The following is a 13,821-nucleotide window of genomic DNA, read 5'->3' as shown; positions in this document are numbered from 1 at the left end:
GCGCTCCGCGCAGTACGGTCGTCTCACGTGGTCTCGACAAGCTCGACCGGCGAGATGGCCGTAGTCTCGACAGGCTCGACCAACGACCGGCTCACTTTCACGCGTCAGCCCTGGCGGGCCTGGCGTTTGGCCCGGGCGGCCGCGGAAACCTGCGCGGTCACCACGATCACCAGGGCCAGGATGAACACGGCCGACGCGATCACATTCGCCTCGGCGGGGATACCGCGTGACGCCGAGATGTAGATGTACTTGGGGAACGTGGTCACCGCCCCCGAGTTGAAGTTCGTGATGATGAAATCGTCGAAGCTCAGCGCGAACGACAGCAGCGCGGCTGCCAGGATGCCGGGCAGTAGCAGCGGGAAGGTGATCCGGGCGAACACCTGGGCGGGCGAGCCGTACAGGTCGCGCCCGGCCTCCTCCAGCGCCGGGTCGAGTCCGGCAACGCGGGCCTTCACGGTCACCACGACGAAGCTGATGCAGAACATCGTGTGCGCCAGGATGATCGTGAGCATGTCCTTGGGCACCCCCAGCGACAGGAACTGCGCGGCCAGACCGGCGCCAAGCACCACCTCGGGTGTCGCCATCGGCAGGAACAAGAGCAGGCTGGTGCCGGCCCGGAACCTGAACCGGTAGCGCACCAGGGCGATCGCGATCATGGTGCCCAGCGTCGTGGCGATCACGGTGGCCACCACCCCGATGATCAGGCTGTTGCCGAAGGCCTCGCAGACCGCACCGTTCTGCACCGCGCAGACGTTGAGCCACTTGTCGAAGGTGAAGCCGCGCCAGGTGATGTTGGACTTGAGCGAGTCATTGAACGAGAAGACGAAGGTGTAGACGATCGGGATCATCAGGAAGATCAGCGCAAGCGTCGAATAGACCGGCAGCAGCCACTTGCCCAGCGAGAGTCGGCTCACAGCAGTTCCTCCGTTCCGCTTCTCTTCACGTAGACGCCCACGATCACGAGGATCACGGTCATCAGGATGATCGAGAGAGCGGCGGCCGCCGGGTAATTCAACAGCACGAGGAAGTTCGCCTCGATCACATTGCCGATCATCTGGGTATCCGCCCCGCCGAGGAAGTCACGGCTGGCGTTGATGTAGTCGCCGGCAGCGGGAATGAAGGTGAGCAGCGTGCCGGCCACGATGCCGGGCATCGACAGCGGGATGGTGACGGTGCGGAAGGTGTGGAACCCGCTGGCGTACAGGTCGTTGCCTGCCTCAAGGTAGCGCAGGTCCAGCCGTTCCAGGGTGGTGTAGAGCGGCAGGGTCATGAACGGGATGAAGTTGTAGGTCAGCCCGAAGATCACCGAGAACGCCGTGCCGGTGAGGTGCGCATCCGGCGCCAGCAGCGACACCGCCTTGAGTGATGTCACGAGGAACGACTCGTCGGAGAGGATCTGCTTCCAGGCCAGGGTGCGCAGCAGGAAGCTGATGAAGAACGGTGCGATCACGAGCACCAGCATCAGGCTCTGCAGTAGAGGCCATTTGCGGGCCGTGACCCCGATGAAGTATGCCAGCGGGTAGCTGAACGCCAGCGCCAGTACCGTGGCGACGATGGCGTAGCCGAACGAGCGCAGGATGTGCGGCCAGTACTGCTCGATCACCGCCACGTAGTTCTCCCATCGGAACGCGTAGCTGTACATTCCGATGTCACCGAACTCGCTTGGCGCCTGCAGGGACGTGAGGATCAGCGACACCAGGGGGGCCAGGAAGAACAGCACCAGGTAGAGGATTCCGGGCAGCAGCAGGAGCAGTGCCACCTTGCTGCGGCGGCGCGGCGGCGCATCGGCGGGCGGTGCCGCCGTGCTGGAGAACGCGGCGAAGGCCATTCCTAGGCCTCCTCGAGCTCCGTGACGAGGGCGGCCCGACGCTGGGCCGCGATGCTCTTGGTGGTGGTGTCGGCGACGAACTTGGGGTCCGGCCCTGCCGGGTCGTCGTCCAGGCCGAAGCCGTGTTCAACGTTCCAGGTCATCCAGACCTCGTCGCCCTCTCCCTCGACGGGGCCGAAGGAGCGGTTCTGTTCGAACACGATGATGGTGCCCACACCCGGCACCGTCACGAGGTACTGGGTGCTCACTCCGGTGAACGACACATCCGTCACCCGGCCGGGGCCGATCACGTTGTGGGCGGAGTCCGGCTCCGGCTTCTGCCGGTGCAGGGTGATCTTTTCGGGCCGTACGCCCACGGTGACATCACCGGCGTGGCGGTGCGAGCGGGCCTTGGGCACCACGATGCTGCGCCCGGCCACGTCGACTGCTATCGAGGTGCTGGTCTCCCCCACCACGGCCCCGGTGAAGAGGTTGGACTGGCCGAGGAAGTTGGCCACGAAGGCCGTGCGCGGCAGTTCGTAGAGCAGCTCGGGGGTGCCCATCTGCTCAATGCGGCCCTTGTTCATCACCGCAATGGTGTCGGCCATGGTCATGGCCTCCTCCTGGTCGTGGGTGACGTGCAGGAAGGTGAGGCCAACCTCCTCCTGGATGGTCTTGAGCTCCAGCTGCATCTGGCGGCGGAGCTTGAGGTCGAGCGCCCCGAGCGGTTCGTCGAGCAACAAGAGCGCCGGCCGGTTCACGATCGCGCGGGCCAGGGCCACCCGCTGCTGCTGCCCGCCGGAGAGCTGCACGGGTTTGCGGGCGGCCAGGTGGTCGAGTTCCACGAGCCGCAGCGCCTCGTGGGCCTTGGCCACGGCATCCGCGATCTTGCGCCGGCGCAGGCCGAACGCCACGTTCTCGAGCACGGTCATGTGCGGGAACAGCGCGTAGCTTTGGAACACCGTGTTCACCGGGCGCTGGTAGGCCTTCTGCCCGGTGACGTCCTGGCCGCCGATCAGGATGCGCCCGCCGGTGGGGTCTTCCAGCCCCGCCACGAGCCGCAGGGTGGTGGTCTTGCCGCAGCCGGAGGGGCCGAGCAGGGCGAAGAACGAACCGGCCGGGATGACCAGGTCGAGGTGTTCGATGGCGGTGAAGCCGGGGAACCGTTTCTGGATGCCGACGAGTTCGAGGTCGGCGCCGCGGTCGGCGAACGCTCCGGTGGCCACGCGTCAGGCCCCCAGCAGGATGCTCTGGAACTCTGCCCCGTAGGTCTGTTCTTCGGCGCCGGTGAGGGTGCGGAACACCTTGGCCTTGGCGAGGGTGGCGTCGTCGGGGAAGATCAACGGGTTGTCGGCCAGTTCGGGGTCGATCTCCATGGCCGCCTCCTTGGCGCCGGCCACCGGGGTGATGAAGTTGACGTACGCGGCCACCTCGGCGGCCACGGCAGGGTCGTAGTAGTAGTTGATCAGCGCTTCGGCGTTGGCCTTGTGCGCGGACCCGATCGGCACGACGAAGTTGTCGTTCCAGATGGTGCCGCCCTTGTCGGGCACCACGAACCCCCACTTGTCGCCGTTCTCGGCGTTCAGCTGCACGATGTCGCCCGACCACACGATGGCGGCGAGGCTGTCGCCGTTGACGAGGTCTTCCTTGTAGGAGTTGCCCTTGATGTTGCGCACCTGGCCGTCGCTGACCTGCTTCTTGAGTACCTCGATCGCGGCGGTGAAGTCGTCGTCGCCCCAGTCGCCGGAGATGTCGACGCCCGCGTCGAGCATGATCAGGCCCATGGTGTCGCGCATCTCGGAGAGCACGCCGACGCGACCCTTGAGTTCGGGGGTGCTCCACAGCTGTTCGACGGACGTGATGCCGTCGGGGAACTTCTCCTTGTTCCAACAGATACCGGCGAAGCCGCCCTGCCACGGCACCGACAGTTCCCGGCCCGGGTCGAAGTCGACGTCCTTCAGGTTGGGCAGCAGGTTGGCCAGGTTGGGGATGTTGGCGTGGTCGAGTTCCTGCAGGTAGCCGAACCGGGCGAGCCGGCCGACCATCCAGTCGGTGAGGCAGACAGTGTCGGCGCCGATGTCCTTGCCCAGGGCCAGCTGGTCCTTCACCTTGCCGTAGTAGGTGTTGTTGTCGTCGACGGCCTCGGTGTAGTTCACCGTGATGCCGGTCTCCGCCATGAACGCCTCCAGGGTGGGGTAGTTGCCGGCGTCGTCCACGTCGATGTAGAGCGCCCAGTTGTCCCAGCGCAGGGTCTTCTCGCTCGCCGACTTGTCGGTGGCCGCGGTGGGCTTGGCCGCACTGCCGGTGGAACAGGCGGCGAGCGCCAGGGCGGCCGCACCGGCACCCGCACCGGCCAAGAGAGCACGGCGCCCCATCTGGGCACGCTGGGCCTGCTGCACGAGTTGACGGATCATCGGGTCTGCGGGCAGGGGCATGGGGCGGTCTCCTTGCATTCTTCAGCGGCCGCTCCATCGAGGGGTGGTCCACGGGGTGACGAGTGGACCGATACTGTCACAGTCGGAACAAGACGCGCCATAAAATGCCTAAAACGTTAACATTCGACGCGATTTCAGCGGATACCGTCGGTCGGATGCCCGGAACACGTTCGAAAACGCATCCGACCCCGTCGGAGCCGCACCAGTATGCTGTGGCCACGGGCGTGCGCCTCTCCCGGGTCGCCCGTACAGGCAAAGGAGCCCCATGCGGATTTGTGTACCGAAAGAGATCAAGGACAACGAGTTCCGGGTGGCGATCACGCCCGCCGGGGTGCACGACCTGGTGCTGCACGGCCATGAGGTGTTGATCGAAACCGGCGCAGGCCTGGGGTCGTCGATCACCGACGACCAGTTCTCAGCGGCCGGCGCCACGATCCTGCCCGATGCCGTCTCCACCTGGTCGGCGGCCGAGCTGCTACTCAAGGTGAAGGAGCCGGTGCCCAGCGAATACGGGTACTTCCGGGCCGACCTGGTGCTCTTCACCTATCTCCATCTGGCCGCCGAGGCGGGCCTCACCCGGGCGCTGCTCGACGCTGGAGTCACCGCCATCGCATACGAAACCGTGCAGCTGCCGACCCGGGCGCTGCCCCTGCTGGCGCCCATGAGCGAGGTCGCCGGACGTCTGGCGCCCATCGTCGGGGCCAACGCCATGCTCAAGCCCAATGGTGGCCCCGGTCTGCTGGTGCCCGGCGTGCCCGGCACGCATCCGGCCCGGGTCACGGTCCTGGGCGGCGGTGTCGCCGGAACCGCCGCGATGCAGGTGGCGATCGGGCTGGGCGCGGAGGTCACGGTCCTCGACACCAATCTCTTCCGGTTGCGCGAGCTGGACATCCTGCATTACGGCCGGGTGAAGACCATCGCGTCGAATGCCTTCGAGATCGAGACCGCGCTGCTGCAGTCCGATCTGGTGATCGGGTCGGTCCTCATTCCCGGTGCCCGGGCGCCCAAACTCGTGAGCAACGAGCTGGTGTCGCGTATGAAGCCCGGAAGCGTGCTCGTGGACATCGCGGTGGACCAGGGCGGCTGCTTCGCCGACACCCACCCCACCACGCACACCGAGCCCACTTTCACGGTGCACGGTTCGCTGTTCTACTGCGTGGCCAACATGCCGGGCGCCGTGCCGAGCACGTCGACGTATGCGCTGACCAACGCGACTCTGCCCTATGTGCGTGCCATCGCTAACCGGGGGTGGGCGGATGCGTTGCGCGCCGACGCGGCGCTGGCGCTGGGGCTGAACACCTTCGGCGGGGTGCTCACCAGCGCCCCGGTCGCCACGGCACACGCCCTGCCGCTCACACCCCTGGCCGAGGTGCTCGCCGCCCCGGCCGGCTAGGGCAGCGTCACCCGCCGGACGGTGCCGTCCGGCTCGACGAGCCAGCCCCGCGAGCGGCCCGGCGCCAACGGCGGCGGTAGGTCGCGCCGACGTGTCAGCAGGCGGTAATCGGCGAGGGTAGTGCCGTCGAAAACCAGCGGTGCTGCTCCGCGCAGCCCGGCGAGCAGGGACCAGTTCGCCTGCCAGGTATCGGCGTCGGCCACCAGCACGGTGCCCGCGGCTACCGTGGACACCTCTATCCGGCCACCTGGCGTCCCGGTGACGGGCCCGGCCGCCAGCTCGACCACGTGGCGGGAGCCGGCCTGGCCATCCGCCTGGAACGCCGCCGCCGACCGGGCGACCGAACCGGCGACCACGAGCAGCACAGCCCACACCCCCGCCGGACCCGCCGCATCCGACGTCGACATCACGGCCGAGGCGGAGGGCACACCGTCGTGCCGCCGCACCGGGCTCGCCGCGCCGTCACCGGCCGGCTCCGGCTGCGGCAGCTGGATGCGCCCGCCCCGCCAGCGGCCGCCGCCGGCCGGCAGGGTTGCGTCGTAGCTGGCCGCCGGCTCCCCCGCGGCCTGGTGCTCGTGCACGCCAGGCAGCCGCAGCACCAGCCGGCTCTGACACAGGGCGGGCAGCACCTGCAGGGCGCCGGTGAGCCGCTGAACGGTGATGACCAGCCGCAACCCGCTCGGCCCGCCGTCCCGCAGAAGACCGGTGACGAGGTCGACGGCGGCGGCCCGGTGTTCGTCACCCCAGCGCGCCAGCACGGCGTCCAGGTCGTCGATCAGCAGCAGCCGGCTCTCCGGCGCGCTCTCCTGCCGGTGAGCGCCGGTCGCGCGGTCCGTTTGAACGACGCCGTCCAGTTCGGCGCGGGCCCACACCAGCGCATCCCAGGTGCCCTCGACGTCGGCGGGCACCAGCCGCACCGCGCACGGCGCCTGCTCGGTGAGCGCGGCCAGCAGCGTGGACTTGCCGGTGCGAGCACCGCCGACCACCAGCAGGTTGCCGTCGACGCCGGGGTCGTAACCGGCCACCCGGTAGCGCTGGCGCTCCGGCTCGTCGAGAAGGCCGAGCAGCAGTCCATGCGGCGCGGCTCCCATCGCGGCCAGCTGCGCCCGGGTCACCCGGTGCGGGAGCGGGTCCAGCCAGGGGCGTCGCGGCAGGTTCGGCCCGGCCGGCCGATCGTTCGCGATCTGCCGAATGTCGGCGTCACCCGTCGAGGCCACCTGCGCGGTCTCGACCGGCGTGGACCCGCGCACAAGAGCGCACCGGCCGGGGCGGGCGGCGTCGATCAGGGCTGCGGCATCCGAACCGAGCACGGCCTGACTGTCGGCCCGGTTGTTCACCCGCAGCGAGATCCGCAGGCTGCAATTGGCCAGGAGCGCGTCCCTCAGCACGCCGGCCGGCCGCTGCGTGCAGAGCACCAGGTGCACCCCGAGGGAGCGCCCGCGGGCGGCGATATCGACGAACACGGCGTGCAGGGCCGGGAACGCGGCCAGCATGGTCGCGAACTCGTCCACGACGATCACGAGCCGCGCGAGGGCCGCGCTGGGCAGGTCGGTTATGTCGCGGGCTCCGGCGTCCCGCAGCACGCGCTCCCGGTGCCGCAGTTCGGCCGCCAGGCTCGCCAGGGCACGGTGCGCCTCCCGCTCGTCGAGATCGGTGATCAGACCCACGCAGTGCGGCAGGGCGCGGAGCAGGTCGAAGGCCGCGCCGCCCTTGAAGTCGACGAGCAGGAAGGTGACCTGGCCGGGGTCATACCGGGCGGCCAGGGCCGCCACCCACGTCACCAGCAGTTCGCTCTTACCGCTGCCGGTCGTGCCGCCCACGAGGGCGTGCGGGCCGTCGCACACCAGGTCGAGGACGAGGGGTCCGTGCTCGCCCAGGCCCACCGTGCAGCTCAGCTCCGTCACGGGCCCGGCCGCGCGGATGCTGGAAGCGCCTGCGCCCGTCGCAGCACCGAGCGCGGCGAGAGCGGCGAAGGAGACCGTGTCGGGCAGGGTGCCGGTGTGTCTCCCCAGGCCGGCCGCCTCTGCCGCACGGCCGAGCGACTCCCCCAGCCCCGCCACCTGACTCTCGGCCACCAGCACGGGCGCCACGGGCACGGCAGCCGGGCGGCCCGCCAGGCGCACGATCTCCGCTCCGACGGGCCCGTACACCCGCACGACGGTGGCGCACCCCGGCGGCAGGCCCGCTCCGGTTCCGGCCAACGCGATCCAGGGGCCGTCCGCTGGCCGGTGCGGCGGCCGGGACGCCTGATCGGCGTCGAGCACCGTGAGCCACTGCGCCGGGGACTCGGCACGGTGGTGCGGAAGGCGGGCCGCCCACGCCCAGTCCGGTTCGTCCGGCAGCCGCAGGCCCAGGCTGCGGGGGCTGAGCTGCCCGGTCAACTGCACCACCAGGCTCCGCGCGAGCGCCCGCAGCAGCAGCCCAGGCCCGATCAGCCCGATGCCGCCGGCCGGATCGACCACGATCGGTGCCCCTTCGAGCCCGGCGGCGCGGGCCCGCAGCTCCCGGTGCTCGGCGGCGTCACCGGCACCCTCCAGGCGCAGGCCGCTGGGCACCGTGCCGGCGCCGAGAACGACGGATGCTGCGGCCGGGTCGGCCCAGCGGCCCGGCTCGTCCGGTCGTTCGAGCATGGTCTGCACGGAGGGCGCCTGGCGCCAGGCGGCGTCACGCAACCTCTCGAGGGCCCGGTCCACGGCATCCGCAGCGTCGGTCATCGCGGCCGCATAGTCAGCGGCGTCCCGGCGTCGGCGACGAGCAGTGGACCGTCGCCCGTCGAGCAGCCCGGCCACGGCGATCACCGGGCTGAGCACGGCGAAGACCAGCACCAGCGCCGATCCGGTGATCCACCAGATCAGACCCGCGGCGATCAGCGGCGCCACGCAGGCGATGAGGGGGAATGCGGCCCGGTCGGGCGCCGTCGGCCGGTTCGGCAACCGGATCGGGTCGGCCGGCGGGAGCTGCGGGGAGTCGGTGGCCATGGCTCCAGCGAAGCCGGACGGCGCTCCCGTGCGCGGCCGGGCCGGAGACCGGTGAAGAACTTCCGTCGTCAGCGGGCTGTGGAGGACCCGTCGTCGGTCAGAGCACCATGAAGAACTGGTCGCCGATCTCCACCCGGGACCCACGCCCGACAAGGTACCGGCGGCCGGGTTCGCAGCGCAGCGCGGGGGCCGGCGCCCGGCGCACGACCGTGCCGTTGCCGGAGAACCTGTCGTTGATCCAGAACTCGCCGGCGTGCTGACCGAATTCCAGGTGACTCTTGGACACCGACATGCCGAGGTCGGTGATCTGGATGAGGTGATCGAATCGTTCGGTGGGCTGCGGCAGCGGCCGGCGGCCGATCAGGCCCGTGCCGCGCACCGATACGGTCTCGCCCGTGCTGAACTGCAAGGTGTACCGCTCAGCGACGACGGGTGCCGGCGTGCCTGCACGGTCCGGAGCAGCATCCGTTGAGGCCGGGGCTGAAGCCGTGCCGGCCTGCAGGCTGCCGGCCGGCCAGAGCGGAACCGAGATCACCGTGGACCGCGGCGCCACCGGTTGGATGATGGTGGTGTCGTTGGGTCGGGGGTCGGCGCGCTTGCGGGTCAGCGGGGTGGCCGTGGTCGAACTCCCGCAGCCGCCGCAGAACATGGCGCCCTCCGGCAGGTGCGCACTGCAAATCTGGCAGTTCACGTGCCCGTTCCCTTCGTGCTCGCGCCGGTTCCCCCCGGCCGGCGCCTGCGTCGACCCTCCCGCGCGGTCGTCCTCTTAGCGTAGCGACCGAACGAGCGCACCGAGACAGCCGCCCGCAGCCGCTCACGGCGGGTGCGCCCCGCGCCCAGGCTGGTACGCAGTTCCCGCACCGACACCCAGACCGCGTCGCCGTCGGCCTGCGCGGCCCCGTCGGGCGCGAAGACCGCCCGGTCCACCTCCGCCGCCAGCCACGCGGCGCGCACACCGCCCACGGACCGGGCCAGTTCGGCGCGTGTCGCCTGGCCCGGCACGTCGATGCGGTAGTCGGTGGCGGTGTCGGCGAATTCCCGCCAACCGCCCACGGCCCGATCGACCGCCCCTGGGGCCAGCCGTCGGCGCCGGCGCCGACGCCACTTGGCCAGGATCACGGCCAGGAACGGTGCGGCGAGCACGAGCAGGCCGAGCGCCGACCATCCGACGACGGCGACCACGAGGCGCACGACACCCCAGAACGGATCAGGGGCGGCCGGGTCGTCCGCCGTGCTGCTCTCCGGCGGGGCCGGGTCGATCTGGTCGGCCGCGTCCGGAACCGCCGGTGGCAGCACGGTCTGCGGGCGGGCCACCTGGGTGGGGTCCTCCGGCTGGCTCTGCGGGATGTCCCGCACGGGCGGGGTGGGGTCAAGGCTCACCCAGCCGTCGGCGAGCGTCTGCACCTCGATCCAGGCCGACACGTCGGCCCCGGTCACGGCCGTGGGGCCGCCGTCGCCGCCGGGGGCGAAGCCCAGCACCACCCGGGCGGGAAAGCCGATCTGCCTGGCCATCAGCGCGGCCGTCACCGCGTACTGCTCGGCGTCGCCGAGCATGGGCTGGTCGTCGAGGAGCTCGCTGATCCGGTCGGCGCCGTGGCCGGAGCGGCTGGCCGGTTCCCCGGCGGCCCCGCTGCTGACGTACCCGTCCGCGGCCAGCCCGTCGAGCATGGCCTGCAGCCGCTCGCCCGCACTGTCACCGGGGCGCTGGTACCCGGCGAGGGTCTCGTCGAGCCCGTCGGGCAGCACCCCGATGGGCGGCAGCACCGCCGTGCCGGGCAGGACGTCGGCGAGGTCGCCGGCGGCAGGCGGCACGATCGACGTACTGGTGTAGCCATCGCCGCGTCCGAGGCCTGCGATCACGGCGGCGGTGCCGCCAAGGTCGTTGTAGACGAACGAGTCCTGCAGCCCAGACGCCGCCGGGCCGGTGAACCGGATGCGCTCCAGCGCGCCGGCTCCGGGGACCCACACTCCCGAGTAGTCCTGGACCGTCACCGTGAGAGTGACCTCGTCACCGGCGACGGCGCTCTGGTCGAGGCGGTACGGCAGCCGGGTGAAGGTGCCCGAATCGGCGGTACCGGACGCCGCATCCGCGCTGCCCACGGCGTAGACCACCCCGTCGTAGTCGTCGAGGGTGGCCAGCCGGATGCGTCCGCCTTCGGGCAGACCGGACACCTCGAACAACACGGCGTCGGCCCGGTCGGCCGCCAGGTAGCCGCGGAAACCGGTGAGTGGGCTCGGGTAGGCGCGCACGTCGAACGGGGCCTGCACCCGGGTGCGCAGCACGTCCCTGGTCGCCGTCGGCGGCAGGGCGGCTGAAGCGAGCGAACCGGCGCCGACGGCCACCAGGAGCGACAGCGTCGTGAGCGCGGCGACCCTGAGGGCGGCCGGGCGACGGGCACCGACCGGCCGGGCACGGCCGCCGCTGACCGTCAGCCGGTGCCGCCGTCGTTCGTGGCCCAGCCAGAGCAACCAGAGCACCAGCACGGTGAACAGGGCCAGCCCGCGGAGTCCCGGTGACTCGGTCGTGCCAGGGCCCAGGATGATGCCGGCCACGAAGAGCAGAGCGGGCGCCAGCAGGGCGGTCTCGGCGGCCCGGCTGCGCAGCGCCACGGTGAGCCCGATGACGGTGCTGCCCAGCACCAGGATCAGGGCGGGCACCAGCAGGGCCTGATAGGAGCCGACCGGCAGCACGATGGTGACCAGCTGTTTCCAGCTGAGCGCGGTGGCCGGCACCAGGTCGGCGAGGCCGGCGGGGGTCGGCAGCACACCGAACAGTGCGCGGCCGGGAACGGCCAGGGGCACCCCGACGAGGAGGTAGCCGGTCACGGTCGCCGCGGCGACGAGCCAGGCCGGCCAGCGCCACACCCTGCCGGCGATAGCGATGCCGCAGCCGAGCACGGCGGCCACGGCGACCAGCTGCACGAACGCCGTGCTCTGGTACACCGGCCACAGGGCGGTGGCCGCCACGGCTGTGGCGGCGAGCATGGCCGCGGTGTTGCCCAGGATCCAGCGGGTGCCGTGCGCGGTCATGCCGCGGCTCCCCTGGCCAGGCTCTGTTTGAGGTCATCGAGGAAGCCGATGGTGACCAGGCTCAGGTTGCCGGATCGGACGAGCCCCGGCCGGGCTCCCGGGTCGCAGACAACGGCGACGACCTCGACGCCCAGCGGGAAGCCGGCGGCCGCGGCGCGCAGCACAGCCAGCGGGGTCGACGAGCCGCAGACGAGGAAGACCACGGACAGCCCGGCCACCGACCGGGCGGCCTGACGGGCCAGGGTACGCAGGCTCGCGGCTGCGGGGGCCAGGTCCACGCCGCTCAGGCCGTCGAGCAGCCGCGTGGGTGTCACCGTGGCCAGCGGTCCGCTGCTCACCAGGACCGACACGGTGCGCGCGTCACGGATCGCCCGCACGCCCAACGACCCGGCCACGCTCACGGCCAGTTCGAACTCCTCGTCGCCGGCGTAATCGGCCGGGGCCAGGCTGAAGACCACGAGCAGATGGCTGCGCCGGGTCTGTTCGTACTGGCGCACCATGAACCGCCCGGTCCGTGCGGTGCTCTTCCAGTGGATGCTGCGCCTGTCGTCGCCGGGCTGGTATTCGCGCAGCGCGTGGAACGCGATGTCGCTCGAGGTGAGGTCGCGGGTCGGGGTGCCCTCCAGGTCGCGCACGAAGCCCTGGCTCATGCTGGGGATGGCGATGGTGCGCGGGTGCACGTACAGGTCGATGCGTTGGGCGAGCACACTCTCGCGCCGCACCAGGCCAACGGGGTCGCCGCGTACGGTGTGCACGGGGCCGATCGGGATGATGCCGCGGTGTTCGGCCGGCACGACGAAGACCTCGTCGAGGGCGGCGTGCGCCGCCAGCGACGGCACCGGGAACTCGGCCACTCCCCCGGCGCCAACGGGCACCTGCACGGTCACGGCGCCCAGCCGCCGGCCGGTCGGGTTCTGCACGTCCACCTGGCCGGGCACCCGTTCCCCGGCGACGACCCTGTCGACGGGCAGGCTCAGCGAGATCCGGTGGCTCGTGCCGCCGAACAGGTACGCCAGGGCGACGGCCACCAGAACGGCGGCCGCCCAGCCGATCGTCACGAGCTCGGCCCAGCCCAGGGTGTATCCGGCCGCGAGCGCCGCGAGCGCACAGCAGGCGACGGCCCAGCCGAGCGGCGTGACCGCGCGGAGCATCCGGAGGTTAGAGCGCATCCGCCCGCCGCTCCTCGGCGCTCCGCGGCGGAGGGGTCTCCACCAGGATCCGGCCGATCACGCTCGAGGCGGTGACCCCGTCGAATTCGGCCTCGGCGTCCAACAGCATCCGGTGGGCCAGCACGGGTTCGGCGAGCGACTTCACATCGTCGGGCACCACGTAGTGCCGGCCCTGTGAGGCGGCGTAGGTCTTGGCCGTGCGCACGAGGGCGAGCGCGCCGCGCACGCTGGCGCCCAGGCGCACCTCCGGGCTGGAGCGGGTGGCGTCGACGAGGCGGGAGACGTAGTCGTTGATGGTCGCGTCGACGAACACGGTGCGGGCCAGGGCGGCGACCTCCACGACCGACTCGGCCGAGAGCACCGGCGCCACCTGGGCATCGCCGACGGCCCGGCTGGCGCCCTCGAGGATCCGCACGGTGGCGGCGTGGTCGGGGTAGCCGATCGAGGTCTTCATCAGGAACCGGTCCAGCTGCGCCTCGGGCAGCCGGTAGGTGCCGGCCTGCTCGATCGGGTTCTGGGTGGCGATGACCATGAACGGGCCGCTCAGCCGATGGGTGATCCCGTCTGCCGTGACCTGGCCCTCCTCCATCACCTCGAGGAGCGCGGACTGCGTCTTCGGGCTCGCCCGGTTGATCTCGTCGGCGAGCACGATGTTGGCGAACACCGGCCCGCGGTGGAATTCGAAGGTGGCCGTGCGCTGGTCGAAGATGCTCACCCCGGTGATGTCACCGGGTAGCAGGTCAGGGGTGAACTGCACCCGGCTGCTGGTGCCGCGCACGCTCTGTGCCACGGCGCGGGCCAGCGAGGTCTTTCCGGTGCCAGGCACGTCCTCCAGCAGCAGGTGCCCGCCGCTGAACAATGTGGTGAACGCGAGCCGGATCACGTGCTGCTTGCCCAGCACGACCTCCTCGACGCCGCGCACCAGCCTGTCGAAGAGGGTGGCGAACTGGCTGGCTTCCTCGCTGGTCATCAGGTCGACGCCGGGCTGCGCACCCGGCTGCCCCTGGTT

General features: G+C 71.1%; 10 protein-coding genes. 1 reads left to right on the top strand and 9 read right to left on the bottom strand.

Annotated elements, in window-relative coordinates; all coding sequences use genetic code 11:
* Positions 1–104: 104 nt before the first annotated feature.
* Genes KY500_RS02090 through KY500_RS02075 form a run of 4 tightly spaced genes read right to left on the bottom strand, consistent with a single transcriptional unit; the run spans position 105 to position 4,242 of the window.
* Positions 105–914 (bottom strand): ABC transporter permease, encoded by an 810-nt coding sequence (locus KY500_RS02090; RefSeq protein ID WP_255579721.1) that lies wholly within the window; start codon positions 912–914, stop codon positions 105–107.
* Entirely contained in the window at positions 911–1,828 is a 918-nt protein-coding gene (locus KY500_RS02085; RefSeq protein WP_219902145.1) for an ABC transporter permease, read from the bottom strand. The genes KY500_RS02090 and KY500_RS02085 overlap by 4 nt, the downstream gene beginning before the upstream one ends.
* A gap of 2 nt (positions 1,829–1,830) precedes the next feature.
* Entirely contained in the window at positions 1,831–3,033 is a 1,203-nt protein-coding gene (locus KY500_RS02080; RefSeq protein WP_219902144.1) for an ABC transporter ATP-binding protein, read from the bottom strand.
* Positions 3,034–3,036: 3 nt separating this feature from the next.
* On the bottom strand, positions 3,037–4,242 hold the full coding sequence (locus tag KY500_RS02075; RefSeq protein WP_255579718.1) for a PotD/PotF family extracellular solute-binding protein: 1,206 nt from the start codon (positions 4,240–4,242) through the stop codon (positions 3,037–3,039).
* 265 nt (positions 4,243–4,507) lie between these two features.
* Between KY500_RS02075 and ald the strand changes: the two genes are divergently transcribed.
* Positions 4,508–5,635: an alanine dehydrogenase gene (ald, locus tag KY500_RS02070; RefSeq protein ID WP_219902142.1), complete on the top strand. Its 1,128-nt coding sequence runs from the start codon at positions 4,508–4,510 to the stop codon at positions 5,633–5,635.
* Here ald and KY500_RS02065 read toward each other — a convergent pair.
* The 5 genes from KY500_RS02065 to KY500_RS02045 all read right to left on the bottom strand — a co-directional run bounded on the left by KY500_RS02065 (position 5,632) and on the right by KY500_RS02045 (position 13,782).
* A complete protein-coding gene (locus KY500_RS02065) occupies positions 5,632–8,613 on the bottom strand; it encodes an FtsK/SpoIIIE domain-containing protein (RefSeq protein WP_219902141.1) in 2,982 nt (993 codons plus the stop codon). The genes ald and KY500_RS02065 overlap by 4 nt on opposite strands.
* Before the next feature lie 97 nt (positions 8,614–8,710).
* Complete coding sequence (locus KY500_RS02060) at positions 8,711–9,304, bottom strand: FHA domain-containing protein (RefSeq protein ID WP_219902140.1); 594 nt, start codon at positions 9,302–9,304, stop codon at positions 8,711–8,713.
* Positions 9,301–11,643, bottom strand: coding sequence for a transglutaminase-like domain-containing protein (locus KY500_RS02055; RefSeq protein ID WP_219902139.1), 2,343 nt, complete (start codon positions 11,641–11,643; stop codon positions 9,301–9,303). The genes KY500_RS02060 and KY500_RS02055 overlap by 4 nt, the downstream gene beginning before the upstream one ends.
* Positions 11,640–12,812: a DUF58 domain-containing protein gene (locus KY500_RS02050; RefSeq protein ID WP_219902138.1), complete on the bottom strand. Its 1,173-nt coding sequence runs from the start codon at positions 12,810–12,812 to the stop codon at positions 11,640–11,642. Before KY500_RS02050 ends, KY500_RS02055 begins: the two co-directional genes overlap by 4 nt.
* Complete coding sequence (locus tag KY500_RS02045; RefSeq protein ID WP_219903239.1) at positions 12,802–13,782, bottom strand: MoxR family ATPase; 981 nt, start codon at positions 13,780–13,782, stop codon at positions 12,802–12,804. Before KY500_RS02045 ends, KY500_RS02050 begins: the two co-directional genes overlap by 11 nt.
* Positions 13,783–13,821 lie beyond the last annotated feature (39 nt).

The organism is Cryobacterium sp. PAMC25264 (assembly GCF_019443325.1).
In the GTDB taxonomy this organism is placed as follows: Bacteria; Actinomycetota; Actinomycetes; order Actinomycetales; family Microbacteriaceae; genus Cryobacterium.
Note: the sequence above shows the minus strand (reverse complement) of the source record. Positions and strands in the feature narration are given on the sequence as shown.